Origin of the sequence: Streptococcus oralis, from assembly GCF_023611505.1 — a bacterium.
Taxonomy (GTDB): domain Bacteria; phylum Bacillota; class Bacilli; order Lactobacillales; family Streptococcaceae; genus Streptococcus; species Streptococcus oralis_CT.
The window spans coordinates 479,022-505,612 of record NZ_CP097843.1; the positions used below are offsets into that span (position 1 = coordinate 479,022).

Consider the following 26,591-nt stretch of genomic DNA (forward strand, 5'->3'; position numbering starts at 1 on the left):
AACCAGTAAATTTCCAGTCAATTTTCTTGAAACCCTTTCCTTCTTTTGATAGACTAATACATAGTTTAAAAAAAGGAGACTTATCATGAAAAAATTTATTGCTGAATTAATCGGTACATTTATGCTTGTGTTCATCGGAACAGGAGCTGTTGTTTTTGGGAATGGTGTTGAAGGTCTTGGCCACCTTGGGATTGCTCTTGCTTTTGGTTTGGCCATCGTAGTTGCAGCTTTCTCAATCGGAACTGTTTCAGGGGCTCACTTGAATCCAGCGGTTTCGATCGCTATGTTTGTAAACAAACGTTTGTCATCTTCAGAGCTTGTAAACTACATCCTTGGACAAGTAGTTGGAGCTTTCCTTGCGTCAGCTGCAGTATTCTTCCTCTTGTCTAACTCGGGCATGTCAACTGCTAGTCTTGGTGAAAATGCCTTAGCAAACGGTGTCACTGTCTTTGGTGGATTCTTGTTTGAAGTCATCGCAACTTTCTTGTTTGTCCTAGTTATCATGACTGTAACATCAGCAAGCAAAGGTAATGGTGCAATCGCTGGTTTGGTGATTGGTTTGTCATTGACAGCTTTGATCCTTGTGGGCTTGAACATCACTGGCCTTTCAGTAAACCCAGCCCGTAGCTTGGCACCAGCTGTCTTGGTAGGTGGTGCAGCCCTTCAACAAGTATGGATTTTCATCCTTGCCCCAATCGTTGGTGGTATTCTTGCAGCTCTTGTTGCGAAAAACTTTCTTGGAACAGAAGAATAATTGAAACTCAAAAAGCCTTGCTCCTCATCTTGAGGAGCAAGGCTTTTTCGTATGATACTCTTCGAAAATCTCTTCAAACCACGTCAGCTTCACCTTTGATTATATATGTGACTGACTTCGTCAGTTCTATCTGCAACCTCAAAACAGTGTTTTGAGCTGACTTCGTCAGTTCTATCTACAACCTCAAAGCAGTTCTTTGAGCTGACTTCGTCAGTCTTATCTATAACCTCAAAGTAGTGCTTTGAGCAACCTGCGGCTAGCTTCCTAGTTTGTTCTTTGATTTTCATTGAGTATGAGTTTAGCGGTTGTCAATTTTCTCTGGATAAAGGTCGTGCTGGAAGAGGCGTTGTTCTGCCAAGCCTTCATACTTAGTTCCAGGTTTACCGTAGTTGTAGTAGGGGTCGATTGAAATGCCACCGCGCGGAGTGAATTTTCCCCAGACTTCTAAATAGCGAGGGTCTAGCAAGTTGACCAAGTCTTTCCCGATGGTGTTGATACAGTTTTCGTGGAAATCTCCATGATTTCGGTAGCTAAAGAGGTAGAGTTTGAGGGATTTTGACTCAACACAGAGCTTGTCAGGGATGTAGGAAATATAAATAGTCGCAAAGTCTGGCTGAGCAGTGATTGGGCAAAGTGAGGTAAATTCAGGACAGTTAAATTTGATAAAATAGTCATTTTCCACATGACGATTGTCAAAGGATTCGAGGACTTCTGGTTGGTACTCGAAAATGTAGTTGGTTTCTTTGTTGCCCAGTAGGCTTAGGTTTTTCATTTCTTCTTGTTGTGACATGATTTTTTCTTTCTAATCTTAAACACCACGTTGGTTGTCGTAGAGGAGGGTATGGAGTTGAGGAAGGACGCGGACATTGCCCCAGCTATCGTCAGCAGCGACACGTTCCCAGAGTTCTTTGAGGCGGTCTAGTTGGTCTTGAACGATATTGCCTCTAGCCTTGGGCTCAGGGTTTCCTGCTGATAAGAAGAGAACATCTGGTTGGTAGCGTTCTTGAATGTCTTTGGCAAAGGCCAAATCGGCGTCATCAAAGACAGGGATTTTAAAGGTGACTTTGTCTGGATCCAGTTGGGAAACGATGAAATCCAAGGTCTCAAAGTTGACTTCCATCTTGGATGAAGGAGGTTTTGGACTCAGAGTAATCTGGTCGATGTCTTTCAACCAATTTTGCCAGCGGGAGCCTTGGGTCTCAACAGCTAGAGTGACTCCACGTTCCTTGAGTTTAGTGACCAATTCGGCCATGTTGGCTGCTAGGATAGCAGGATTTCCCCCAGATAGAGTTACATAGTCGTAGGTCCCCAATTTATCCAAGGCAGCAATGACTTCGTCAGCCGTCATGCGAGTTGGTTTTTCAGAACCATCCCAAGTAAAGGCGGAGTCGCACCAGTCGCAGTGGTAGTCGCAACCTGCAGTGCGGACAAACATAGTTTTCTGCCCGATAGCACGGCCTTCACCTTGAAAGGTTGGGCCGAAAATTTCCAGAACAGGTAGTTTGAGGACACGTTCCCTAGTCATCTAACCACTCCCGTCTAAACTCTGCAAAGGCAGTCGGAGTTTCATAGAGGCGAACGTATTCCAAACGGAGACCACGTTCATCTGGCAACTCTTGACTCATGGTTTGGAAAATCCAGTAAACTATATTTTCAGCAGTCGTATTCATATAGGGCAGGGTCTCATTGAGATAACGATGGTCCAAGTGGGGCTCTAAGTAGTTCTTGTAGATAGCTTTGATATCTCCGAAATCGTAGGTCATGCCACGTTCATCTAAAAATCCACTGACAGCAATCTGCAGATGATAGGTGTGACCATGAAGGGATTTGCATTTTCCCTCATAGTGAAAGAGGTGATGGGCAGCGTCGAAGGTAAATTCTTTTGATACCAAGGTTCTGTGAGGATTGTAGACAAGAGACTCCCCAGTTTCCTGTTTGATTTCTTTAGGTGCGAAAAACATTAGCCCTCTCCTTTCTGTGAAAGATAAACATCTAAACCATGCTGACGTAGGTGGCAGGCTGGGCAATTTCCGCAGCCACTTCCGATAATCCCATTGTAGCAGGTCAAGGTCTTTTCACGAACGTATTCAAAGGCACCTAGTTGGTCGGCTAATTCCCAAGTTTCAGCCTTGTCTAGCCACATGAGAGGTGTTTGGATAACAAAGTCGTAATCCATGGCAAGGTTGAGCGTAACATTAAGGGATTTGACAAAGACATCCCGGCAGTCAGGGTAGCCTGAAAAATCTGTCTCGCAGACACCTGTCACGATGTCTTTAATGCCTCGTTGCTTGGCAAGAACTGCCGCAAAGGAAAGAAAGAGGTGGTTGCGACCGTCAACAAAGGTATTGGGAACCTCTCCCTCTTTTTGCTCGATTTCCATATCAGAGGTCAGCGCATTTTCAGTGATTTGTCCCAGCAGAGACATATCTAAGATGTGATGACGAATGCCTTGTTCCTTAGCGATTTCTCTAGCAACTTGAATTTCGAGATGATGACGTTGGCCATAGGCAAAGGTGACAGCTTCGACTGTTTCATAGTGTTCTTTAGCCCAAAAGAGGCAAGTTGTGGAATCTTGACCGCCACTAAAGACGACCAAGGCTGATTGACGTTTCATAGTACTCCTTCCAAAATGGGAAATGTTCAGAGCACGCAAAAAGCTCCCTTTAGGGGAGCTAAAAAATACCAAGTAGAGGTTTTTTTTAGCGATGGCATGTCCCAAACATCGTAATATTCTACCTACAGTCTAGCATATTTTTTGAAAAATGGCAAAGGGCAAGAAAAAAAGAGACCAAATAAAGTACTTGGTCTCTCGTGTGATTAGCTCAATTCAGCAACGATGGCCTTGATTTGTTCTGCAGTGTGAACACCAGCAACTTGTTTCACCACTTGGCCGTCTTTTTTGAAGAGAAGAGTTGGAATAGACATGATTCCAAAGGCACGAGCTGTGTTTGGATTTTCATCAACGTCCATTTTAACGATTTTCAAAACATCTTCTGAAAGTTCTTCAGACAATTTATCCAAGATTGGACCTTGCATACGACATGGACCACACCAAGTTGCCCAGAAGTCTACCAAGACTAATCCGTCTTTTGTTTCTTGTTCAAATGTTGCATCTGTAATTGCTTTTGCCATTGTATTTCTCCTTTTTTAGTTATATTGGCTTAAATCTTGTTTCATGAGATAGAAGAAGACATCTCCATAAGTCCCATGGTAGTCCAAATCATGACCATTATAGGTTAATTTTTGAACGGGGTAATAATCTGCGACACCGATAAGGCAAGCTTGTTGAGAACGTTCAAAGTCTTCGTAAGACTCGAAAGTCATGGTTCTCTCTTGTTTGCTGGTGTCTAGATAGGTAATTTCGATCATATTAAACTCCTTTGTTCGATCTTGACTTTATTGTACTCCTTGAAAAGAGGAATGTCAAGAAAAATGATTGCGCACGCAACTTTTTAAAAAAACTGATTAAGAAATAAAGTCAAGACTGGTTTCTAATCTTTCTTCGACGGCCTTTTGCAGGTAAGCTAGGGTCGTTTGTCCCTCGTCAGTCAGGCAGATAAAACTAGCCCGTCTATCCTGATCGCAACATCTGCGACTAAGCAAACCGCAGTTTTTCTCTTCCAGACGAGCCACCATTCGAGAAACAGGGCTCGGACTGAGATGGAGTTTATCGGGTAAATCAATCTGTCGTAAGGATTTTTCATCAGCTAGATCCAGATAGTAGAGCAGGTAAAACTCTTTCAAGTTTAGCTTTTGTTCACTCTGTTGGGCAATGGTTTCTTCTAACAAGGCTTCCATTTCCTTTTGACGGCGGTTGTAGTCAAACCACTTTTCCAAATAGGTCATTGCGTTCTCCTTTCTTTTCAAAGTAAAAATCACAAAGTCATTACTGACTTTCTCTCTAACACAAGATGATTGCGCATGCAATTATTATACTACTTTTAACTAATCCTTGCAAGAAAGAAGAATTTCAATATTTCCTTGAAATTTTCTGAAAAAAGAGTAAACTGGTATGCAAGAAGTTTATTTCATGGAGTTTAGGATGAAATTATATGTTCAATTAATGATTCTCTTTGTGATTTCTCTAATCGGTGAGGGAATCTCCAGTTTCTTTCATCTGCCCATCCCAGGCAGTATTATCGGTTTGATTATTCTCTTTCTAGCCCTACAATTCAAGTGGTTGAGAACCAGGCATGTCAACATGGTTGGGAATTTCTTGCTGGCCAATATGACCATTCTCTTTTTGCCACCAGCAGTTGGTATCATGGAAAAGTTTGATGTGATTGCCCCCTATCTCTTGCCCATCGTTTTGATTGTCTTTTTTGCGGCTGTCATCAACATTATCCTCATAGCCCTAGTGGTTCAGTTTATCAAGAGACGTTTTGAGGGAGATTATGAGAAGGGAGAACGAAATGAGTGAATTTGTATCGAATCCTCTGTTTGGGATTGCATTATCTATCCTAGCTTATCTAGTGGGAATGCTGATTTACAGACGTTTTCCCCATCCTTTGACAACACCTTTGCTTTTGTCGGCAATTTTTATTATCATCCTTCTTAAGGCGACAGGTATTTCTTACCAAGATTACTACCAAGGTGGGGTTTATCTGAATAATTTGATTGTCCCATCGACAGTGGCTCTAGGGATTCCGCTTTATAAGAGTTTTCACTTGATGAAGCACCATGCTCGGAGTATTCTCTTTGGTAGTCTGCTAGCAGTAGTGGTCAATACTAGCTTCACTGCCATAGTAGCGAAAATATTTGGTATGGACTTTTTCCTAGCCATTTCTCTCTTTCCCAAGTCAGTAACAACCGCTATGGCAGTGGGGATTACAGAAAAATTGCAGGGTTTAACGACTGTGACCTTGGTCGTCGTAGTAGCGACTGGGATCTTAACCAGTGTGATCGGACCAACCCTTTTGAAGTGGTTGAAAATTGACGATCCAGTGGCAGTTGGTCTTTCCCTCGGTGGAACAGGTCATGCAGTCGGAACAGGAACAGCCTTTCGATACGGCTCGGTAGCAGGAGCCATGGGTGGCTTGGCCATCGGTGTCACCGGTATTCTCTACGTCTTTGTCAGTCCAATAGTAGCCAGTTTGATATTGAGTTAAAAAGCAAGGAATTTAAGTTCCTTGCTTTTTGTATTGTCATGTAGCTTTTATATCATTTAGCCTGTGAATCTATAACTAATAGTTAATAGAATAAGATTTATACTCTAGATTATTACCAAGCTCCACTATCATCTACATAATAGCCATCAGGTGTATAGGTATTACGAAGCATATTACCAGATGATGCGAGATAGTACCACTTACCATTATCTTTGACCCAACCTGTCGCCATAGAACCTGAGTCTTTTAGGTAATACCAAGTTCCACTATCTTTAATCCAACCTGTTGCCATAGAACCTGAGTCTTTTAGGTAATACCAAGTTCCACTATCTTTAATCCAACCTGTTGCCATAGAACCTGAATCATTTAGGTAGTACCAAGAGCCACCATCTTTAATCCAGCCTGTCGCCATAGAACCTGAATCTTTTAGGTAATACCAAGAGCCATTATCATATAGCCAATCAGCTGAAATCATAGCTCCTGATGATTTAAAGGCATACCAGCTACCACCTCGGTATAGCCATGTTTGATTAAACATAACCCCTTCATCATCCATAAAGTACCATGTTCCCTGATTATTGATCCAAGCATCTTTAACTAGTTGACCTTGTTTTTGATAGTACCAATTTTGGTTTGATTGTAGCCAGCTAGCAGTTTCAAAGATTGGAGAAAGTTTTACATATAATCCACTGCTATTATATTGCCGAGCAATTCTTCCTGGTTTAATTAAATTAAGAGTTCCTTCTTCACGCCAAGCAACAACAGATTTTCCTGATATTACGGTTGGAAGCGTTGTAACATAAGACTCATTTACAGAATCCCATGAACTTTCTAAGATTTGGTCACCATCTAAAACAAAGTAGCCACTCTTAGCAGTATCTGAATCAACATCGTCAACTACCTTAGTAGACCAAGTTTTTACTTCAGTACCACTCTTAGCCTCTACTACAATATCCCCACGATATCCATAAGGGATATAAAAGTGTAAAAAACGTCCCTTATCTTCAGTTTTAGATACCGTTCTTTCCTCCGCTAAAAAGCTAGTATTTTGCTTTTCTCCATTTAAACTAACTGTCCATTCGATTTTGCTAGTACTAGGTAAATCTAACACTTTAATATTTACTTCATATCCATTATTAATCTTACTGACTTTCCCATTCTCGTATCGAATGCCGCCTTTAAAAGCCCAGTCTTCTTTAAGTTCAAATGCCTTTCCTGCTTGAGGTAGAGTCAATAAAACGAAACCTGCCAATGACAAACTAAGTAGTGTAATTTTTTTTGATACTTTCATTTTATGAACTCCTTATTTTTTGAATAAAACAAATTGACTGTTGTCTGGATAAACTTCAATATGCTGGTTAGAATTTTGTTTCAAAACTTGTTCACGAGAGTATGTATACAGTTCATTTAACGTGATTCTATGATTATAATTTTGGTCTGCTATTAAAGATACTTGTGAATTCTGTAGAGGATTCCATCCTGAACCTAAAGACCAATATTTAGTCGCTAAACTTAATGATCCACCACTAGAGTATTCTGCACCTCTTGATGAGCATAGTACTAAAAATTTAGAGTCAATCATCTCACCTGATTTTTCGTTACCATTCATATTAGAAAATCCTGATACAAACTCGTTCAAATCAAAATATTCTGTAGAGGCTTCTTCATTGGATGCCTCCGTATTATCTTTAGAGATAATTGTTCCAGCATGACAACAATCCAGCATAACAACAAACTTACCTTTGTATTGTTTTAAAATGGACGCCAATTCCCAACCAGAAAATGCTGTTTTATCACTCCCAATATAGATTCTTCCATCTCTTCCTCCATGACAAGTAAAGTAAAGATAGTTCACATCACTTTCGGTAGAAGATTCAAATAGTTCTTGCATTTTTGCAATAATCTCAGACTTAGTTCTATCTGGGAAACGAACAACTTCACTGAAATTTTGGTTGCTAAATACCTTTTCCATCGCATTAACATCTGCGATAGGTACTGCTGGAGTAGATGTTTCACCAAGAACTAAAGCCCGACGATTGATATTTCGGCTTTCGCCACTATTAGCAAAGAAATAGGTATCATCTCCGATATTGTGCCAACCCGTCTGCATAGCTCCGCTAGTATCTAAATAATATTGTTCACCTTCGATAGTCTGTAGCCCTGTTTGCATGACACCACTAGTATCTAAATAATACCAACTACCCGAATCCCAACACCATCCAGTTTTCATGGCTCCACTATCATCTAGAAAAAACCATTTTCCATATTCTTTAATCCAACCTGTCTTCATCCAACCTTCACTATCAAAATAGTACCAGGTGTCATTTATTTTTTCCCATCCATTTGTAGTATAAGAACCATCATAATGCTCATACCACCAACGGCTATCAGATTTTATCCAACTTCCACTTGACTTACTATAAGTCGTTTGAGTGGAGGATTCTTGAGCAGAAACTGGATTATTGGTTGGCAGGGATGCTCCCAAGCTAAGTAAAGCAACTGCTGATAATGAAATTTTCTTCAAAACTTTCATAATAATATTTTCCTTTTTTTTTTATTTTGATATAATCATATCAGAATAAAAAAAGCTCGTTTTATTTATTGCAGAAATGGAAGAGAATTGATATGGAAAATTTTGGAGCCGTTTTAAAAGATATCCGTATTTCAAAAAATTTTCGTCTGAAAGATTTAGCGTGTAATGAAATTAGTGAATCAACAATTTCTCGGTTCGAGAATGGAGTTACGAAGTTATCTATTAATCATTTTTATATTCTGTTAGATCGCCTTGGAACCTCATTTTCAGAATTTGAAGAGTTAGTTCACTGTTATTACTCCCAAAAGGTATGTTTTTGGGGAGAGTTAGAAAATGCTGTAAATTCTTCAGATATATTTTTACTTCAAGAATTAGTCCAGAAAATAGAGTTAAGACAAAAGCAAGAAAAAAGTTTATGCAATTACCATATAAAATTGATTACTGAGCAACAGATCAACCGTCTTGCAAACCTTCCTTATAATTCATCTAAATGCAATGAATTAATAAAATATCTGCTTTCTGTAGATACTTGGATGGAGTATGAACTAAAAATTTTCTATAATTCGGTGTTTTTTATGAATACAAAAACCATTAGCTTACTATATAGAATAGTAATCAAGAAAACACGACACTTTCTAAAAACGGAAACGGGAGCTCGCAGGGTAATTCCTTTATATTTATTTAACTTGGAATTACTGTTAAAAAATAATTTGTTAGATAGCGCTCAATTTTTTATAGATGATTTAGAAAATTTACTTACGAGACAAGGATATTATTTTGAAAAAAATTATTTGCTTTTTTTAAGAGGTGTTTATCATATTAAAACTAATCGAGTAGAGATAGGTAAGAAAGAATGTTCTAAAGCTATGAGAATATTTAAGGAATATAATGATAGTGACACAATAGAGAAATTAAACGAGATATTTAGATCAGATTTTATATTTTAATTGCTAGATGGATTCATTTTTTTAATCTAGTTAAAAAATGAGATAAAGAAAAGGATAGCCTCTCAGTGATGAGATGTTATCCTTTTTTGACGTTTAAACTATTGCAAATTAACCTTGTTTTTCAAGATATAGTAGGTACCGAGATAGTAGATAGCTGATAAAAAGAGATCGCGCAGAATTTCTGTACCAATCATCATGTTAAAGTCATTTTCAATTCGGAAAAAGAGAGAAACATAACCAATGACGATGGCAATGACGATATAGGCTAGAATCCCCATAGCTGTTCGATACTCATTAAAGAGTTGTCCGATTGAGATGGAGAGGTAAATGGATAAAATCCATGTAATCGAACCGACAAATAGTGATAGGGCATACAGCCAGCCGTAGCTGAGGTAAGGGGAAATGAAGTTATAGAGGACAGTGAAGTCTTTTTCTATTGGTGTTAAGAAGAAGATAATCAATACACTCAAGATAAAGACGATATAGCTTAAGATGGACCAGACAAGACCACCTAAAAGTTTTGCGATGATGATTTGATGCTCAGAGACAGGCAAGGTTAGGGTCAAGTACCCTTGGCGGTCATAAACACTCCCCTTGAATCTTCGGATGATTAAAAAGATTGTTGCAATCCAAAGAGTGACGCTGAGTCCTCCAAAGACTAGTACCAAAAAGAAGATGAAATAAACAGCATTGTTAGAATTGTAACTCTGACTAAGGCTACCAAGAAAAGCTCCAATTAAAACTGAAATTGCAAGCACAGCTCCATAGAGCGCTAAATACCATTTATTGACATTCTTAAATTCATAACGAACTAGATTCCAAAACATAATAATCTCCTTTGCTTAGGCTTTAAATTCCTGGCGGAAGAGCTGGTCAATTGATTCACCTGACTCGTAACGAATATCATCAACATTTCCTTGGCGAACGACTTTTCCGTCTTTGAGGAAGATAATCTCATCCAAGATTGGCTCAATATCTGAAATCAAGTGGGTTGAAATCAGGACCGTAGAAGTTGGGGAATAGTTATTGATGATGGTGTTGAGGATATAATCACGGGCAGCTGGATCCACACCTCCGATTGGTTCGTCAAGAACATAGAGGCGGGCTTCACGGCTCATAACCAGGATTAGTTGGACCTTTTCCTTGTTTCCTTTTGATAATTTCTTTAAGCGACTATTTTCATCAATGCCAAGGTCTGCAAGCAGATGTTGGGCGCGTTCAAGATTGAAATCCTGATAGAAGGTTTTAAAGTAAGTCAGGGCTTCTTTAACCTTCATTTGCTCATTGAGATAAGTTGTGTCTGGTAGATAAGAGACAATCGCCTTGGTAGCAGGACTTGGATCCTGTCCGTTAATGAGGACACGTCCTTTGTCTGGCTGAAGGAGACCGTTAATCAGTTTGATCAAGGTTGTTTTTCCGGATCCATTTGGTCCAAGGAGCCCGACAATTTTTCCAGCTGAGATCTCTAGTGAGATATTGTCAAGTGCCGCAGTTGCTCCATATGATTTTGATACATTTTCAAGTGCTAGTAGTGTCATAGTCTTAAACTCCTTTGATATAGTCGCTTAATACATTTGGCAGTTCTTCTTTTTTGTAGCCAAATTGAAGCATGCAAGAGACGAAGTGTTGCAGTTGCTCTTCGGAAAGTTGTTTGCGGGACTGAACGATGAGGTCCAAATCCTCGGTGACAAAACGACCAGTTGTTCGCTTGCTATAAACGAATCCTTCACGTTCAAGGTCAGACAAGGCGCGCTGGATGGTATTGGGATTGACCCCAGCCTCGCTCGCCAGTTCTCTTACGGTTGGGAGCTGTTGGTTGGGTTCCAGTTCATGGGAAACAATCTGTAGTTTAATTTTTTCCATAATCTGTAAATAAATGGGTTTTGTATTATCAAATGACCAGGACATCATAGTCTCCTTTCTTTTTCTTTATTGTTCTAATTAAATAATACAATAAAACAAAAAACTTGTCAAGTAAAAATAAGAATTGTTTTGGGAATTGCTCAAAAAATGGTATAATGAAAAGAAAACGACAAGGAGGGAAATGCATGCGTTGTCCAAAATGTGGGGCTACCAAGTCTAGTGTTGTTGATAGTCGACAAGCCGAAGAAGGAAATACCATCCGTCGAAGACGTGAGTGCGACGAGTGTCAGCATCGTTTTACAACCTATGAACGAGTAGAAGAAAGAACGCTAGTTGTCGTCAAAAAAGACGGTACGCGAGAACAATTTTCAAGAGATAAAATCTTTAATGGGATTATCCGTTCAGCCCAGAAGCGTCCTGTGTCAAGTGATGAAATCAACATGGTGGTCAATCGCATTGAGCAAAAACTCCGTAGTCGCAGTGAGAATGAGATCCAAAGTGAATATATTGGATCTTTAGTCATGGAAGAATTGGCAGAGCTTGATGAGATTACCTATGTTCGTTTTGCCAGTGTTTATCGTAGCTTTAAGGATGTGAGTGAGTTGGAGAGTCTGCTCCAGCAGATCACCCAGTCCTCAAAAAAGAAAAAGGAAAAGTAAATGAAGCCAAATGACCGTTTTTCTTTTCTAAAGAATAATCGGGTGTCGCAAGATACCTCTTCTCTGGTGCAGTGCTACCTCCCGATTATCGGTCAGGAGGCACTGAGCCTCTATCTATATGCCATTACCTTTTGGGATGGAGGGCAAAAGGAGCATCTCTTTTCCCATATCCTCAACCACTTAAACTTCGGCATGCCGACCTTGCTCCAATCCTTTAAAATTTTATCTGCTTTGAATTTATTAACCCTTTATCAAAAGGGAGAAACCTATGAATTACAGCTTCATTCACCCCTCTCTAGTCAGGAATTTTTAAGTCATTCTGTCTATAGTAGACTGTTGGAGAGAAAGATTGGGGATACTGCGCTTGCTTCCATGAAGCAGGCTCCAAGTGAGGGAGAAGCACTCTCTGTTTCTTTGAGCCAAGTCTTTCCAAACTTGACCGAAGAAGTGACTGCAATCGAGTCTAAAATCAAGATGAAAAATGATTTTGATTTGGAACATTTTCAGCGCTTGATGGCTCGAGATGGTTTGCGTTTTGAAAACGAGCAGGCAGATGTTTTGGAATTGTTTGCCATTGCAGACGAAAAAAAATGGACCTGGTTTGAAACCTATCAATTAGCCAAGGCGACTACAGTGGCTCAGGTTATTTCAGTCAAACGCATGCGTGAAAAGATAGCACAAAAACCAGCGTCTTCTGACTTTAGCCCCAAAGAAATGACCATTATCAGGGAAGCAAAGAATAAAACTCCCCTGGAATTTTTAGCCGAAATCAAGCAAACACGTAAGGGAAACATCACCCAGAGTGAAAGAGAGCTCCTTCACCAGATGGCGTCTTTAGGCTTGTTGGACGAAGTCATCAATATCGTCTTACTTTTAACCTTTAACAAGGTTGATTCGGCCAATGTCAATGAAAAATACGCCATGAAAGTTGCTAACGACTATGCCTATCGCAAGATTCGGACAGCAGAGGAAGCCGTGCTTCGGATTCGAGAACACCAGCAAAAAGGTCAGGAAGATCAAAAATCAAAGACAAGCTCGGCTAAGACAAATGTACCCAAGTGGAGTAATCCAGAATACAAGAATCAAACCAGCGAGGAAACTCGTCTGGAACTAGAACGTAAAAAACAAGAAATGCTAGCCCGATTAGAAGAAGGAGGAGACTAGATGGAAAGTGTTGGTGACGTAATCAAACGTCAGACAAGTCGTTTTCAGTATCAGGACCTAGTCCAGCAGATCATGAAGGACCCCGATGTAGCGGCTTTTATCCAGAAAGAATCCCTCAGCCAAGAGGAGTTAAATCGTAGCATCTCCAAGTTCAACCAATATATCACAGAACGAGATAAGTTTCTTCGTGGGGATGCGGACTATATAGCGCGTGGCTACAAGCCTATCTTGGTCATGAATCACGGTTATGCGGATGTGTCTTATGAAGAAACACCAGAACTAATCGCGGCTGAAAAAGAGGCAGCTATAAAGAATCGTCTCAAGTTGATCAATCTACCAGCAAGTCTCAAGAAAGCGAAGTTGGCTCAGATTGACCTGGATGATCTAGGTCGTTTGCCGATTTTTGAGAGACTCTATGCCTTTGTTAACCTTTACCCAAGCATCCGAAAAGGCCTCTATCTTTATGGAGATTTTGGTGTCGGAAAGAGTTTCATGATGGCGGCCCTAGCTCACGACTTATCTGAAAAACGTGGGGCTTCAACGACTATTCTCCACTATCCAAGTTTTGTCATTGATGTGAAAAATGCCATCGGTGAAGGCTCTGTGAAGACCCTGGTGGATGACATCAAGTTAGCAGAGGTCTTAGTATTGGATGATATTGGCGCAGAGCAGTCGACTCCTTGGGTGCGTGATGAGATTCTCCAAGTTATTCTTCAGTATCGCATGCAGGAAGATTTGCCGACCTTCTTTACTTCCAACTTTAATTTCCAAGATTTGGAAAAACATTTTGCCAAAGGAAAGAATGGAAATGATGAGACTTGGGAAGCTAGACGGGTCATGGAACGAATCCGCTATTTAGCAGAGGAAACGAGACTAGAAGGAGAAAATCGCCGATGACAGAAACCATTAAACTGATGAAAGCTCATACTTCAGTTCGTCGCTTTAAGGAGCAAGAAATTCCTCAAGCAGACTTGGACGAGATTTTGACTGCTGGGCAAATGGCGTCGTCCTGGAAAAATCTTCAATCCTACTCTGTGATTCTTGTGCGCAGTCAAGAGAAGAAAGATGCCTTATATGAGTTGGTTCCGCAGGAAGCCATTCGCCAGTCAGCTGCCTTTTTGCTCTTTGTCGGTGACTTGAACCGAGCTGAAAAGGGAGCGAGTCTTCATACGGATACTTTCCAACCTCAAGGAGTGGAAGGCCTCCTTATCACGTCTGTAGACGCGGCGCTTGCTGGTCAAAACACCTTGCTTGCAGCAGAGAGTCTGGGATATGGTGGTGTGATTATCGGTTTAGTCCGTTACAAGTCGGAAGAAGTGGCAGCGCTCTTTAACCTGCCTGACTATACCTACCCTGTTTTTGGGATTGCCCTTGGCGTGCCAAATCAACAACATGATGTCAAACCAAGACTGCCTTTGAGTCAAGTGGTTTTTGAGGAAGAATACCAAGAACAGCCAGTTGAAGCGATTTTGGACTATGACCAAGTACAAGCGGACTATGCTGGTGCGCGTGCGACGACCTCTTGGAGTCAGCGTTTGGCAGAGCAGTTTGGTCAAGCCGAACCTAGTTCAACTCGGAAAAATCTAGAACAGAAAAAGTTATTGTAGAAAGTGAGAAAACATGGCCTTACCAACTATTGCCATTGTGGGACGTCCCAATGTTGGGAAATCAACCCTATTTAATCGGATCGCTGGTGAGCGGATCTCAATCGTAGAAGATGTCGAGGGTGTAACACGTGACCGTATCTATGCAACGGGTGAGTGGCTCAATCGTTCCTTTAGTATGATTGATACGGGAGGGATTGACGACGTCGATGCTCCCTTCATGGAGCAAATCAAGCACCAGGCAGAAATTGCCATGGAAGAAGCCGATGTCATTGTTTTTGTGGTGTCTGGGAAAGAAGGAATCACCGATGCGGACGAATACGTAGCCCGTAAACTTTATAAGACCCATAAACCAGTTATCCTTGCTGTTAACAAGGTTGACAACCCTGAAATGCGAAATGATATCTTTGATTTCTATGCGCTAGGCTTGGGTGAACCATTGCCAATTTCGTCTGTCCACGGTATTGGAACAGGTGATGTGCTCGATGCCATCGTGGAAAATCTACCAAATGAAGTTGAAGAAGAAAATCCAGACGTAATCAAGTTCAGCTTGATTGGCCGTCCTAACGTTGGGAAATCCAGTTTGATCAACGCCATTTTGGGAGAAGACCGCGTGATTGCTAGTCCAGTAGCTGGGACAACGCGTGATGCCATTGATACCCACTTTACAGATACGGATGGACAAGAGTTTACCATGATTGATACAGCTGGTATGCGTAAGTCTGGTAAAGTCTATGAAAATACGGAGAAATACTCTGTCATGCGTGCCATGCGTGCCATTGACCGTTCTGACGTGGTCTTGATGGTCCTCAATGCCGAGGAAGGTATTCGTGAGTATGATAAGCGTATCGCTGGATTTGCCCACGAAGCCGGTAAAGGGATGATCATCGTGGTCAATAAGTGGGATACCCTTGAGAAAGACAATCACACCATGAAGAACTGGGAAGAAGATATCCGTGAGCAGTTCCAATACCTGCCTTATGCTCCGATTGTCTTTGTATCAGCTCTTACCAAGCAACGTCTCCACAAACTGCCTGAGATGATCAAGCAAATCAGTGAAAGCCAAAACACCCGTATCCCATCGGCTGTCTTGAACGATGTCATTATGGATGCCATTGCTATCAATCCAACACCGACAGACAAAGGAAAACGCCTCAAAATCTTCTATGCGACTCAAGTGGCAACCAAGCCACCAACCTTTGTCATCTTTGTCAATGAAGAAGAACTCATGCACTTCTCTTACCTGCGCTTCTTGGAAAATCAAATCCGCAAGGCCTTTGTCTTTGAAGGGACCCCGATTCACTTGATCGCGAGAAAACGTAAGTAAGCCTAGCTTGTTTTTCTACAAAAACAAACTAAAAGAAGACTTCATAGTCTTCTTTTTTCTATAAAAGGAGTAAAAGTTTTATCAAATTGGAGGAGAATCTGTCATCAAATTTCAATCATTTTCCTAGCTTTTGTAATCTATTTGTAATGAAAATGTACTTTCTTTGTAAAAATCAAAATGCTATAATTCCTTAAATCAATTTTCCTTTACTAGGGAGGTTATTATGAAAAGAAGAAGATTATTTAAACATAGTTTGTTGGTTCGCTTGCTTGGATTGCTGATGGTCTTTCTCTTTTTGTCAGCATTCACAGCACCTGAAAAACCTGAGTACGGGATCTATGACCCGGATCATTATTTAACGGATGAGACTATAAGTCAGATACGAGAATTGAATAATGTCAATAGTAAAAAATCAGAAAAATTCCAAATGGGCGTTTATGTTGTGAAAAGTCTAGATGGAGAAACAATCGAAACAGTAGCCAATAAAACAGCTAGAGCTTGGAAGATTGGCTATTCGGGAGACAATCACGGTGTCTTGATTGTGGTAGCAGTCCAAGATAGAAAATCACGGATTGAAACCAGTAATAATGTGGCCAGTAAAATCACAGACTATCAGACTCACAGGTTCTTGACAACAGCACGTCCTTACTTTCAAAATGGTGACTATAACAAGGGTGTTCTCTCAATAGTCAACAATCTCAACTACATGTTCTATAGTGGATCGAGTACGACTGCTTCAAGTTCTAAAAGTAGTTACGACTATGCGACCAATTCTAGTCGCTTAAGGGAATTTGAAAGGTATGCTGGTGAGAGGAGTTCTTCGAGACGTCATCGAAAAAGCAGTTCGAGTGACGGAGTTATCGGATTTGGAATTCTCATTTACTTCATCGTGATGATTATCGGATTTATATCTGGAGGTCGTGGTGGAGGTTCACATGGCGATGATTCTGGCGGTGGCTGGTGGGGCGGTGACTCATCAGATTCAGGATCCTCTTGGTCTGACTCAGGCTCCGACTCATCTGGTGGCTGGGACGGCGGTGGCTTTGATGGTGGCGGTTCGTCTGATGACTGGTGAGTGATTGTATATTGCTCAAACCAATTTCTCCATACAGTAAGGTGACTCCTTTGCAACAGTTCACTCCTTAATTAAAAATAAAAACAAAGTTTGGGAAATTGATTTAAAATCTGAGTATTTTCTCAGAAAAGTTGATAAAAGAAAGTGTTAAGGTTTTGATATGAAACAAAATAAAGTAATTCTCTCAATAGTGGCGATTTTCTTTGGACTACTAGTTCTGGGAAGTTGTTCCGCAGTGACGACCTATAATGGTCTGGTTGGTGAACAGACTAAAGTGGAGCAGGCACAGGCCGATGTCTCTACAGCCCTCCAACGTCGTTCGGACTTGATTGGTAACTTGGTGGAGTCCGTTAAAGGACAAATGAAACATGAAACCGAAGTCTTTACCAAGATTGCTGATGCTAGAGCTAAAATCGGTAGTAGCTCAGTAACTTCGGAAGAAAACCAAAAGGCTCAGGGAGAATTGAGCTCTGCTCTTTCCCGCTTGATTTCCTTGACGGAGAATTATCCAGAACTCAAGAGCAATCACAATGTTGAGCAACTAATGGTCGAACTTTCAGGAAGTGAAAATCGAATATTTGTAGCACGCAAGGATTATAATAAGGTCGCAGCCGAGTACAATCAAAAGTTGAGAAGTTTCCCAACCGTGCTTTTTGCGAATATGATGAACTTTAAAGAAGCTGAAACCTTCAAAGAAACAGAAGAAGCCAAGACAGTTCCTAAAGTCGATTTTGGAACATCTTCATCAAGTCAATAAAGTGAATCGACTATGAATAAAGGGATTTCTCTAGTATGACTAGTGATTTCAAACTCAAACCTGGAAAGCCTTTTCCAGGTTTTTTTGGTATAATAAATGGGAAGAGACAGTGACTGAAATGGAGGTCTGCTATGGAGAAAACAAAAGCCTTTCTTGAAGCGCACTACAAGAGATATATTCTTACGATTTGCTTTCTCTGGTTCCTCATGTTTTTCCTTCCTTGGGATTGGCAAGTGGGGGGAGTTTCAATTTATTATTTCGTTATGAAAAAACTCTTTGTGGTTTTTGGTGTGTTATCCATCCTATACTCCGTACTGATTAAAAAAATCAGTCTCTTTCTCTTGGGAGTGCTATTATGCATGGCCTTCTGGATTAATCTCTTTTGGTATTTTGGGATATTACCTGCATTCTTGGGAAATTAAACATAAAATAATGATGGACTAGACTAGTTTCTAACCCTTTTTTCTCCTTGTAAAACAAGGATTCTTTCTTGAAAAATAATGGTAAATATGCTAAAATTAAAAGAACATTCTAAAATATTCAGAATCTAAAGTAAGGAAAATAATGGCTAATATTTTAAAAACAATTATCGAAAATGATAAAGGAGAACTTCGTCGTCTAGAAAAGATGGCTGATAAGGTTCTTAACTATGAGAGCCAAATGGCCGCAATGTCGGACGAAGAACTAAAAGCAAAAACTGACGAATTTAAAGAACGCTACAATAAGGGGGAATCACTTGATTCGCTGTTATATGAGGCTTTTGCGGTAGTCCGTGAAGCAGCAAAACGTGTCCTTGGGCTTTTCCCTTATAAAGTTCAGGTCATGGGTGGGATTGTTCTTCACCATGGTGACGTTCCAGAGATGCGTACTGGTGAAGGGAAAACCTTGACGGCGACCATGCCGGTGTACCTCAATGCCCTTGCAGGTAAAGGGGTTCACGTAGTTACTGTCAACGAATACCTGACAGAACGTGACGCGACTGAGATGGGTGAATTGTACTCATGGCTCGGTCTGTCAGTAGGGATTAACTTAGCAGCCAAATCTCCAATGGAGAAAAAAGAAGCGTATCTCTGTGATATTACCTACTCAACCAACTCAGAGATTGGTTTCGACTACCTTCGTGACAATATGGTCGTTCGTGCAGAAAACATGGTACAGCGTCCGCTTAACTATGCCTTGGTCGATGAGGTTGACTCGATCTTGATCGATGAAGCTCGTACTCCTTTGATCGTTTCAGGTGCCAATGCAGTTGAGACTAGCCAACTCTACCATATGGCGGATCATTTTGTGAAGTCTTTGGATAAGGATGACTATATTATTGACATTCAGTCTAAGACGATTGGTTTGTCTGATTCTGGGATTGACAAGGCTGAGAGCTATTTCAAACTGGAAAATCTCTATGATGTCGAAAACGTAGCTCTTACCCACTTTATCGACAATGCCCTCCGTGCCAACTATATCATGATTCTTGATATTGACTATGTGGTTAGCGAAGAACAGGAAATCCTAATCGTCGATCAATTTACAGGTCGTACCATGGAAGGTCGTCGTTACTCTGACGGCTTGCACCAAGCGATTGAAGCCAAAGAAGGTGTGCCAATCCAAGATGAGACGAAGACTTCAGCTTCTATCACCTACCAAAACCTCTTCCGTATGTATAAGAAATTGGCAGGTATGACAGGTACTGGTAAAACAGAAGAAGAAGAATTCCGCGAAATTTACAACATTCGTGTTATCCCAATCCCAACCAACCGTCCAATCCAACGTATCGACCACTCAGACCTTCTCTATGCCAGTCTTGATGCGAAATTTAAGGCTGTAGTTGAAGATGTAAAAGCTCGTCACCAAAAAGGTCAGCCGGTCTTGGTAGGTACAGTTGCAGTTGAAACGAGTGACTTTCTTTCTAAGAAACTGGTAGAGGCAGGTGTTCCTCACGAAGTCTTGAATGCGAAGAACCACTACAGAGAAGCGCAAATCATCATGAACGCTGGTCAGCGTGGCGCAGTTACTATCGCAACCAACATGGCCGGTCGTGGTACCGATATTAAGCTTGGTGAAGGGGTTCGTGAACTTGGTGGACTTTGCGTCATTGGTACAGAGCGCCACGAAAGTCGTCGTATTGATAATCAGCTTCGTGGACGTTCAGGTCGTCAAGGAGACCCAGGTGAGTCACAATTCTACTTGTCTCTTGAAGATGATTTGATGAAACGTTTTGGTTCAGAACGCTTGAAGGGTGTCTTTGAACGCCTCAACATGTCTGACGAAGCTATCGAATCTCGCATGTTGACGCGTCAGGTTGAAGCAGCTCAAAAACGTGTAGAAGGAAACAACTACGACACTCGTAAACAAGTCCTTCAATACGATGATGTTATGCGTGAACAACGTGAAATCATCTATGCACAACGTTATGATGTCATTACTGCAGATCGTGACTTGGCACCAGAAATCCATGCTATGATCCGTCGTACCATTGGCCGAATCGTAGATGCGCATGCTCGTTCGAAAGAAGATGAAAAACTGGAAGCAATCTTGAACTTTGCTAAATATAACTTGCTGCCAGAAGATTCAATCAGCCGTTCAGATTTTGCAGGTCTGTCAGATCAGGCCATCAAAGATGAACTGTATCAACGTGCATTGAAGGTTTATGATAGCCAAGTTGCCAAACTTCGTGATGAAGAAGCAGTGAAAGAGTTCCAGAAGGTCTTGATTCTACGTGTTGTAGACAACAAGTGGACAGACCATATCGATGCTCTTGACCAGTTGCGAAATGCTGTTGGTCTTCGTGGATATGCCCAAAACAACCCTGTTGTAGAATATCAAGCAGAAGGTTTCCGCATGTTTAATGACATGATTGGATCAATTGAATTCGATGTAACTCGCTTGATGATGAAAGCACAAATCCACGAACAGGAACGTCCTCAAACTGAACACAATATCAGTACAACTGCGACTCGTAATATCGCAGCGCAGCAGACTCAGCTTCCAAAAGATGTGGACTTGAGCCAAATTGGACGAAATGATCAATGCCCATGTGGCTCTGGTAAGAAATTCAAGAATTGTCATGGTAAGAGACAATAATATGAGATAAGATACAGGCGGATACTTGGTAAAAATCATTTTTTGCTTGGTGTCCGTTTGCTTTATAAGGAGATGAATCATGGTATTTACAGCTAAAAGTCCTAAAATTAACATTGAAGAAGTTCGCGCCTTGTCTAAATTAGAGGGAGCGGCTCTTGCGAGAAAAAATCAACGTGATCAGGAATTGGAAGCCATCATCCGTGGGGAAGACCAGCGTATTCTCTTGGTGATTGGACCATGTTCATCTGATAATGAAGAGGCGGTTCTCGAGTATGCCAAGCGTCTATCTGCTTTGCAAGAAGAGGTCAAAGATCGTATTTTTATGGTCATGCGTGTCTATACGGCTAAACCTCGTACCAATGGAGACGGCTATAAGGGCTTGATTCATCAACCAAATGCTAAAGAAGCACCTAGCTTGATCAATGGAATCAAGGCTGTTCGTCATTTACATTACCGCGTTATTTCTGAGACTGGCATGACAACAGCGGATGAGATGCTTTATCCTGAAAATCTTCCGCTAGTGGATGATTTGATTTCTTATATGGCTGTTGGAGCTCGTTCTGTAGAGGATCAACAGCACCGTTTTGTAGCGAGCGGAGCAGATTTCTCAACAGGATTTAAAAATCCCACATCTGGAAATCTCAATGTTATGTTTAACGGGATTTATGCAGCGCAAAATAAACAGAGTTTCCTCTTCCTCGGTAAAGAGGTGGAAACAACGGGGAATCCATTGTCCCATGCCATTCTTCGTGGTGCCTTGAATGAATACGGGAAAAATATTCCTAACTACTACTATGACAATTTGATGGATACCATTGCCCAGTATGAAAAGATGGGCTTAGAAAATCCCTTTATCATCATTGATACCAATCATGACAATTCAGGCAAGCAGTACATGGATCAAATCCGTATCGTTCGTCAGACCTTGATTAACCGTGACTGGAATGAGAAAATCAAGAAATACGTTCGTGGTTTTATGATTGAGTCCTATCTAGAAGATGGACGTCAAAATGAACCTGAAGTTTTTGGTAAGTCCATTACAGATCCGTGTCTAGGCTGGGACAACACAGAAGCACTTGTTCGCGAAATTTACCAAACGCTAGGAGAGTAAGATGGCATTTATCGAAAAAGGTCAAGAAATTGATATTGAAGCAATCAAGGCTGAGACCCAGTTGTCACCTGAAGCATTGCGAAAAAAAGAAGTCCGCGATAGAGAGTTGGCAGCCATCATTTCGGGTGAGGATGACCGAATCCTTTTGGTGATGGGGCCTTGCTCTTCGGACAATGAAGAAGCAGTACTCGAATATGCTCGCCGCTTAGCAGACTTGCAGAAAAAAGTTGCGGATAAAATCTTTATCGTGATGCGTGTTTATACAGCTAAACCTCGTACCAATGGAGATGGCTATAAGGGTTTGGTTCATCAGCCCGATACTTCGAAAGCTCCAAGCTTGATTAATGGCTTGCAAGCTGTTCGTCAGTTGCACTACCGTGTGGTTACGGAGACTGGTTTGACGACAGCTGATGAGATGCTCTACCCGTCAAATCTCGTTTTGGTCGATGATCTGGTCAGCTACCATGCTGTAGGGGCTCGTTCAGTGGAAGACCAAGAACACCGTTTTGTAGCTTCTGGAATTGATGCTCCAGTTGGGATGAAAAATCCAACATCTGGGAACCTTGGGGTCATGTTTAATGCCATATATGCAGCTCAAAACAAGCAAACCTTCCTTTACCATGGCCAAGAAGTGGAAACTTCAGGAAATCCCTTGGCCCACGTTATTCTTCGCGGTGCCATGAACGAATATGGTAAAAATGAACCCAACTTCTACTATGAAACCCTCTTAAATGCCATCAATCGCTATGAGACTATGGGACTTGAAAATCCCTTCATTATCATCGATACCAACCATGACAATTCGGGCAAGCAGTATATGGAACAAATTCGCATTGTTCGTCAAGCCTTGCTGAATCGTGACTGGAATGAAAAGATTAAAAAGACGGTTCGAGGCTTTATGATCGAATCATACCTAGCAGATGGCCGCCAAAATCAACCAGAGGTCTTTGGCTGCTCCATAACTGACCCTTGTCTAGGTTGGGAAAATACAGTAGCCTTGGTAGAAGAAATTTATACTACCTTAACAAAATAAGTGAAAAGGATGGAGTTGGGGGAATCTCAACTCCTTTTGTGAGTATGATAGTTGGACACGGAATTGACATCGAAGAATTAGCTTCGATAGAAAGTGCAGTTACACGACGTGAGGGCTTTGCTAAGCGCGTGCTGACACCTAAAGAAATGGAGCGCTTTGCCAGTCTCAAAGGGCGCAGACAGATTGAATACTTGGCCGGTCGCTGGTCAGCTAAGGAGGCTTTTTCCAAGGCTATGGGGACAGGAATTGGCAAACTGACCTTTCAGGATTTGGAAGTTTTGAACAATGAAAGAGGAGCTCCCTATTTTAGTCAGGCGCCATTTTCAGGAAAAATTTGGCTGTCAATCAGCCATACAGATCAGTTTGTGACAGCCAGTGTCATTTTGGAGGAAAATCATGAAAGCTAGTCCACATAGACCAACCAAGGCTCTGATTCGTTTGGGAGCTATTCGACAAAATATACAACAAATGGGAAGTCATATCCCTAATGGTACGCTCAAATTTGCAGTAGTCAAGGCTAATGCTTATGGACATGGGGCGGTAGCTGTTGCCACTGCTATCCAAGATGATGTTGATGGATTTTGCGTTTCCAATATTGATGAAGCTATTGAGTTGCGCCAAGCAGGAATTGACAAGAAAATCCTCATCTTAGGAGTTTCTGAGCTAGAAGCCGTTTCTCTGGCTAAAGAATACGATATCACCTTGACAGTGGCAGGATTGGAGTGGATTCAAGCGCTGTTAGACAAGGAAGCAGATTTAACTGGCTTGACTGTCCACCTCAAGATTGATTCAGGAATGGGACGGATTGGTTTTAGAGAGGCCAGTGAAGCTGATCTGGCTCAAGACTTGCTCAAGCAACATGGTGCTCGCGTTGAAGGAATTTTTACCCACTTTGCGACTGCAGATGAGGAATCAGATACCTACTTTAATCAGCAGTTAGAATGCTTTAAAGCTATTTTGGCAAGTATGAAGGAAGTTCCAGAGCTGGTTCATGCCAGCAACTCGGCAACGACCCTCTGGCATGCAGAGACTATTTTCAATGCAGTTCGTATGGGAGATTCCATGTATGGTCTCAATCCAAGTGGAGAGGTTCTGACCTTGCCTTATGACTTGACTCCAGCCTTGACCTTGGAGTCTGCCCTGGTCCATGTCAAGACTGTTCCTGCTGGAGCTTGTATGGGCTATGGAGCGACCTATCAGGCAGATAGCGAGCAAGTCATCGCGACGGTGCCAATCGGTTATGCAGATGGTTGGACACGAGATATGCAGAATTTCTCCGTCTTGGTAGATGGCCAAGCTTGCCCAATTGTCGGACGGGTTTCTATGGATCAAATCACCATTCGTCTGCCTAAGCTTTATCCTTTGGGAACCAAAGTCACCCTGATTGGCTCCAACGGCGACAAGAAAATCACAGCAACTCAGGTAGCGACCTACCGCGGAACCATTAATTATGAGGTGGTCTGTCTTCTCAGCGATCGCATTCCGAGAGAATATCATTAGAAAAGAAAGGAGTGGAGCATGAATCTACATCAACCCTTGCATGTCTTGCCTGGTGTGGGACCAAAGTCAGCCGAAAAATACGCCAAACTAGGAATTGAAAACTTACAAGACCTCTTGCTCTACTTTCCTTTCCGTTATGAAGACTTTAAGACCAAGCAGGTGCTAGATCTGGAAGATGGGGAAAAGGCGGTTCTGTCTGGTCAAGTCGTGACTCCTGCTAGTGTCCAGTATTATGGTTTCAAGCGCAATCGCCTACGTTTTAGCCTCAAGCAGGGAGAAGTCGTTTTTGCGGTGAATTTTTTTAACCAACCCTATTTGGCTGATAAGATAGAGTTGGGTGCAACCCTTGCTGTCTTTGGGAAATGGGACCGTGCTAAGGCCAGTCTGACTGGGATGAAGGTTCTGGCTCAGGTGGAAGATGACCTCCAACCTGTTTATCGACTGGCTCAAGGAATCAGTCAGGCCAGTCTGGTCAAGGTCATCAAAACGGCCTTTGATCAGGGGTTAGACCTCTTGATTGAGGAAAATCTTCCCCAGTCTTTACTTGATAAATACAAACTCATGTCTCGTTGCCAGGCTGTCCGCGCTATGCATTTTCCTAAGGATTTGGCAGAATACAAGCAGGCCCTTCGCCGTATCAAGTTTGAGGAACTCTTTTATTTTCAGATGCAGTTGCAGACGCTCAAGTCTGAAAATAGAGTTCAGGGAAGCGGTCTGATTCTGAACTGGTCTCAGGAAAAAGTAACGGCTGTCAAAGAAAATCTGCCTTTCGCCCTGACCCAAGCTCAGGAAAAGAGTCTGCAGGAGATTTTGACCGACATGAAGTCCGACCATCACATGAATCGTCTCCTACAAGGGGATGTGGGGAGCGGAAAAACTGTGGTTGCTGGCTTGGCCATGTTTGCGGCGGTGACGGCTGGCTGCCAGGCGGCTCTCATGGTTCCGACAGAAATCCTTGCGGAGCAACACTTTGAGAGTTTACAGAACCTTTTTCCAGACTTGAAACTGGCTCTCTTGACAGGTTCCTTGAAAGCTGTAGAAAAAAGAGAAGTCTTGGAGACCATTGCCAAGGGTGAGGCTGACTTTATTATCGGAACCCATGCTTTGATACAAGATGGGGTTGATTATGCTCGTCTTGGTTTGATTATTATTGATGAGCAGCACCGTTTTGGTGTGGGCCAAAGGCGTGTTCTGCGGGAAAAAGGAGACAATCCAGACGTTCTCATGATGACGGCGACTCCCATTCCCCGGACGCTTGCTATCACAGCCTTTGGCGATATGGATGTTTCCATTATTGACCAGATGCCAGCAGGGCGGAAGCCGATTGTGACTCGCTGGATCAAGCATGAGCAACTGCCTCAGGTCTTGACTTGGCTAGAGGGGGAAATTCAAAAAGGTTCCCAAGCCTATGTCATCTCTCCCCTAATCGAAGAATCTGAAGCTCTGGATCTGAAAAATGCTATTGCCTTATCTGAGGAGTTGACGGTTCATTTTGCTGGTAAGGCCGAAGTGGCTCTTCTACATGGTAAGATGAAGAGTGACGAAAAAGACCAGATTATGCAGGAGTTCAAAGAGCGAAAAACGGATATTCTGGTTTCGACGACGGTTATTGAGGTTGGGGTCAATGTTCCCAATGCGACTGTCATGATTATCATGGATGCAGACCGGTTCGGTCTCAGCCAGCTTCACCAGCTCAGAGGTCGTGTCGGTCGGGGGGACAAGCAGTCTTACGCTGTTCTTGTGGCTAATCCCAAGACGGACTCTGGGAAGGACCGCATGCGCATCATGACAGAAACGACCAATGGATTTGTCCTTGCGGAGGAGGATTTGAAAATGCGTGGTTCGGGTGAGATTTTTGGAACCAGACAGTCAGGACTTCCAGAGTTTCAAGTGGCTGATATTATCGAAGACTTTCCTATTTTAGAAGAAGCCAGAAAGGTTGCCAGCTACATTAGTTCGATAGAAGGTTGGAAAGAGGATCCGGAGTGGCGCATGATTGCTCTCCACCTAGAGAAGAGAGAACATCTGGATTAAGCCTTTTCTAAGAAATCTATAAGCTAGCTTTTAGGTTTGGGTCT

General features: G+C 41.9%; 30 protein-coding genes. 18 read left to right on the forward strand and 12 right to left on the reverse strand.

Annotated features, from left to right (window positions below):
- The first annotated feature begins 85 nt into the window (after positions 1-85).
- Positions 86-754 (forward strand): MIP/aquaporin family protein, encoded by a 669-nt coding sequence (locus tag M9H69_RS02645; protein ID WP_250315821.1) that lies wholly within the window; start codon positions 86-88, stop codon positions 752-754.
- A gap of 298 nt (positions 755-1,052) precedes the next feature.
- Here M9H69_RS02645 and queF read toward each other — a convergent pair whose 3' ends face one another.
- The 7 genes from queF to M9H69_RS02680 form a co-directional block, all read right to left on the reverse strand.
- Positions 1,053-1,544: a preQ(1) synthase gene (queF, locus tag M9H69_RS02650; RefSeq protein ID WP_000082587.1), complete on the reverse strand. Its 492-nt coding sequence runs from the start codon at positions 1,542-1,544 to the stop codon at positions 1,053-1,055.
- An 18-nt stretch (positions 1,545-1,562) separates the two neighbouring features.
- On the reverse strand, positions 1,563-2,279 hold the full coding sequence (gene queE / locus M9H69_RS02655; RefSeq protein ID WP_250315822.1) for a 7-carboxy-7-deazaguanine synthase QueE: 717 nt from the start codon (positions 2,277-2,279) through the stop codon (positions 1,563-1,565).
- Positions 2,272-2,715 (reverse strand): 6-carboxytetrahydropterin synthase QueD, encoded by a 444-nt coding sequence (gene queD, locus M9H69_RS02660; RefSeq protein ID WP_250315823.1) that lies wholly within the window; start codon positions 2,713-2,715, stop codon positions 2,272-2,274. The genes queE and queD overlap by 8 nt, the downstream gene beginning before the upstream one ends.
- Positions 2,715-3,368 carry a 7-cyano-7-deazaguanine synthase QueC gene (queC, locus tag M9H69_RS02665; protein WP_250315824.1) on the reverse strand — a complete coding sequence of 218 codons (654 nt, stop codon included), beginning with the start codon at positions 3,366-3,368 and terminating at the stop codon, positions 2,715-2,717. The genes queD and queC overlap by 1 nt, the downstream gene beginning before the upstream one ends.
- 203 nt (positions 3,369-3,571) lie before the next feature.
- Complete coding sequence (gene trxA, locus M9H69_RS02670; RefSeq protein WP_001029581.1) at positions 3,572-3,886, reverse strand: thioredoxin; 315 nt, start codon at positions 3,884-3,886, stop codon at positions 3,572-3,574.
- Positions 3,887-3,901: 15 nt separating this feature from the next.
- Complete coding sequence (locus tag M9H69_RS02675) at positions 3,902-4,123, reverse strand: DUF4649 family protein (protein ID WP_000570266.1); 222 nt, start codon at positions 4,121-4,123, stop codon at positions 3,902-3,904.
- A 96-nt stretch (positions 4,124-4,219) separates the two neighbouring features.
- Positions 4,220-4,600, reverse strand: a complete 381-nt coding sequence (locus tag M9H69_RS02680) for a MarR family winged helix-turn-helix transcriptional regulator (protein WP_250315825.1) — start codon at positions 4,598-4,600, stop codon at positions 4,220-4,222.
- A 196-nt stretch (positions 4,601-4,796) separates the two neighbouring features.
- Here M9H69_RS02680 and M9H69_RS02685 point away from each other — a divergent pair, with 196 nt between their 5' ends.
- Positions 4,797-5,174, forward strand: coding sequence for a CidA/LrgA family protein (locus M9H69_RS02685; RefSeq protein ID WP_250315826.1), 378 nt, complete (start codon positions 4,797-4,799; stop codon positions 5,172-5,174).
- The gene (locus M9H69_RS02690) at positions 5,167-5,862 is read left to right on the forward strand and encodes an LrgB family protein (RefSeq protein ID WP_001288938.1); all 696 of its coding nucleotides are present in this window, start codon (positions 5,167-5,169) and stop codon (positions 5,860-5,862) included. The genes M9H69_RS02685 and M9H69_RS02690 overlap by 8 nt, the downstream gene beginning before the upstream one ends.
- A gap of 112 nt (positions 5,863-5,974) precedes the next feature.
- Here M9H69_RS02690 and M9H69_RS02695 read toward each other — a convergent pair whose 3' ends face one another.
- Together M9H69_RS02695 and M9H69_RS02700 are read right to left on the reverse strand one after the other, a co-directional pair.
- The gene (locus M9H69_RS02695; protein WP_084920179.1) at positions 5,975-7,153 is read right to left on the reverse strand and encodes an N-acetylmuramoyl-L-alanine amidase family protein; all 1,179 of its coding nucleotides are present in this window, start codon (positions 7,151-7,153) and stop codon (positions 5,975-5,977) included.
- Positions 7,154-7,165: 12 nt separating this feature from the next.
- A complete protein-coding gene (locus M9H69_RS02700; RefSeq protein ID WP_350027871.1) occupies positions 7,166-8,386 on the reverse strand; it encodes a caspase family protein in 1,221 nt (406 codons plus the stop codon).
- A 101-nt stretch (positions 8,387-8,487) separates the two neighbouring features.
- On the opposite strand from M9H69_RS02700, the gene M9H69_RS02705 reads away from it, so the two are divergent.
- Positions 8,488-9,342, forward strand: a complete 855-nt coding sequence (locus M9H69_RS02705; protein ID WP_000427008.1) for a helix-turn-helix domain-containing protein — start codon at positions 8,488-8,490, stop codon at positions 9,340-9,342.
- 98 nt (positions 9,343-9,440) lie between these two features.
- Here M9H69_RS02705 and M9H69_RS02710 read toward each other — a convergent pair whose 3' ends face one another.
- Genes M9H69_RS02710 through M9H69_RS02720 form a run of 3 tightly spaced genes read right to left on the reverse strand, consistent with a single transcriptional unit; the run spans position 9,441 to position 11,250 of the window.
- Entirely contained in the window at positions 9,441-10,169 is a 729-nt protein-coding gene (locus tag M9H69_RS02710) for an ABC transporter permease (protein WP_000498776.1), read from the reverse strand.
- A gap of 15 nt (positions 10,170-10,184) precedes the next feature.
- On the reverse strand, positions 10,185-10,880 hold the full coding sequence (locus M9H69_RS02715) for an ABC transporter ATP-binding protein (protein WP_000173183.1): 696 nt from the start codon (positions 10,878-10,880) through the stop codon (positions 10,185-10,187).
- A 4-nt stretch (positions 10,881-10,884) separates the two neighbouring features.
- Entirely contained in the window at positions 10,885-11,250 is a 366-nt protein-coding gene (locus M9H69_RS02720; RefSeq protein ID WP_000119122.1) for a GntR family transcriptional regulator, read from the reverse strand.
- A 140-nt stretch (positions 11,251-11,390) separates the two neighbouring features.
- On the opposite strand from M9H69_RS02720, the gene nrdR reads away from it, so the two are divergent.
- The 14 genes from nrdR to recG all read left to right on the forward strand — a co-directional run bounded on the left by nrdR (position 11,391) and on the right by recG (position 26,547).
- Positions 11,391-11,864: a transcriptional regulator NrdR gene (gene nrdR / locus M9H69_RS02725; RefSeq protein ID WP_001203678.1), complete on the forward strand. Its 474-nt coding sequence runs from the start codon at positions 11,391-11,393 to the stop codon at positions 11,862-11,864.
- Entirely contained in the window at positions 11,865-13,028 is a 1,164-nt protein-coding gene (locus M9H69_RS02730; protein ID WP_250315828.1) for a DnaD domain protein, read from the forward strand.
- Positions 13,029-13,925: a primosomal protein DnaI gene (gene dnaI / locus M9H69_RS02735; protein ID WP_250315829.1), complete on the forward strand. Its 897-nt coding sequence runs from the start codon at positions 13,029-13,031 to the stop codon at positions 13,923-13,925.
- Positions 13,922-14,635 carry an NADPH-dependent oxidoreductase gene (locus tag M9H69_RS02740; protein ID WP_250315830.1) on the forward strand — a complete coding sequence of 238 codons (714 nt, stop codon included), beginning with the start codon at positions 13,922-13,924 and terminating at the stop codon, positions 14,633-14,635. The genes dnaI and M9H69_RS02740 overlap by 4 nt, the downstream gene beginning before the upstream one ends.
- A 13-nt stretch (positions 14,636-14,648) precedes the next feature.
- Complete coding sequence (gene der / locus M9H69_RS02745; RefSeq protein ID WP_250315831.1) at positions 14,649-15,959, forward strand: ribosome biogenesis GTPase Der; 1,311 nt, start codon at positions 14,649-14,651, stop codon at positions 15,957-15,959.
- 223 nt (positions 15,960-16,182) lie between these two features.
- Positions 16,183-17,034: a TPM domain-containing protein gene (locus M9H69_RS02750; RefSeq protein WP_250315832.1), complete on the forward strand. Its 852-nt coding sequence runs from the start codon at positions 16,183-16,185 to the stop codon at positions 17,032-17,034.
- A 160-nt stretch (positions 17,035-17,194) separates the two neighbouring features.
- Entirely contained in the window at positions 17,195-17,791 is a 597-nt protein-coding gene (locus M9H69_RS02755; RefSeq protein ID WP_250315833.1) for a LemA family protein, read from the forward strand.
- A gap of 131 nt (positions 17,792-17,922) precedes the next feature.
- Positions 17,923-18,213, forward strand: a complete 291-nt coding sequence (locus M9H69_RS10380; protein ID WP_350027870.1) for a hypothetical protein — start codon at positions 17,923-17,925, stop codon at positions 18,211-18,213.
- A gap of 142 nt (positions 18,214-18,355) precedes the next feature.
- Positions 18,356-20,869 carry a preprotein translocase subunit SecA gene (gene secA, locus M9H69_RS02760; protein ID WP_001274107.1) on the forward strand — a complete coding sequence of 838 codons (2,514 nt, stop codon included), beginning with the start codon at positions 18,356-18,358 and terminating at the stop codon, positions 20,867-20,869.
- 79 nt (positions 20,870-20,948) lie between these two features.
- The gene (locus M9H69_RS02765) at positions 20,949-21,980 is read left to right on the forward strand and encodes a 3-deoxy-7-phosphoheptulonate synthase (RefSeq protein WP_084940561.1); all 1,032 of its coding nucleotides are present in this window, start codon (positions 20,949-20,951) and stop codon (positions 21,978-21,980) included.
- Position 21,981: 1 nt separating this feature from the next.
- On the forward strand, positions 21,982-23,013 hold the full coding sequence (locus M9H69_RS02770) for a 3-deoxy-7-phosphoheptulonate synthase (protein ID WP_250315834.1): 1,032 nt from the start codon (positions 21,982-21,984) through the stop codon (positions 23,011-23,013).
- Between the two features lie 44 nt (positions 23,014-23,057).
- A complete protein-coding gene (gene acpS, locus M9H69_RS02775) occupies positions 23,058-23,420 on the forward strand; it encodes a holo-ACP synthase (RefSeq protein ID WP_250316159.1) in 363 nt (120 codons plus the stop codon).
- On the forward strand, positions 23,410-24,513 hold the full coding sequence (gene alr, locus M9H69_RS02780) for an alanine racemase (RefSeq protein WP_250315835.1): 1,104 nt from the start codon (positions 23,410-23,412) through the stop codon (positions 24,511-24,513). The genes acpS and alr overlap by 11 nt, the downstream gene beginning before the upstream one ends.
- Positions 24,514-24,531: 18 nt before the next feature.
- Positions 24,532-26,547 carry an ATP-dependent DNA helicase RecG gene (gene recG / locus M9H69_RS02785; protein WP_250315836.1) on the forward strand — a complete coding sequence of 672 codons (2,016 nt, stop codon included), beginning with the start codon at positions 24,532-24,534 and terminating at the stop codon, positions 26,545-26,547.
- Positions 26,548-26,591: the final 44 nt, after the last annotated feature.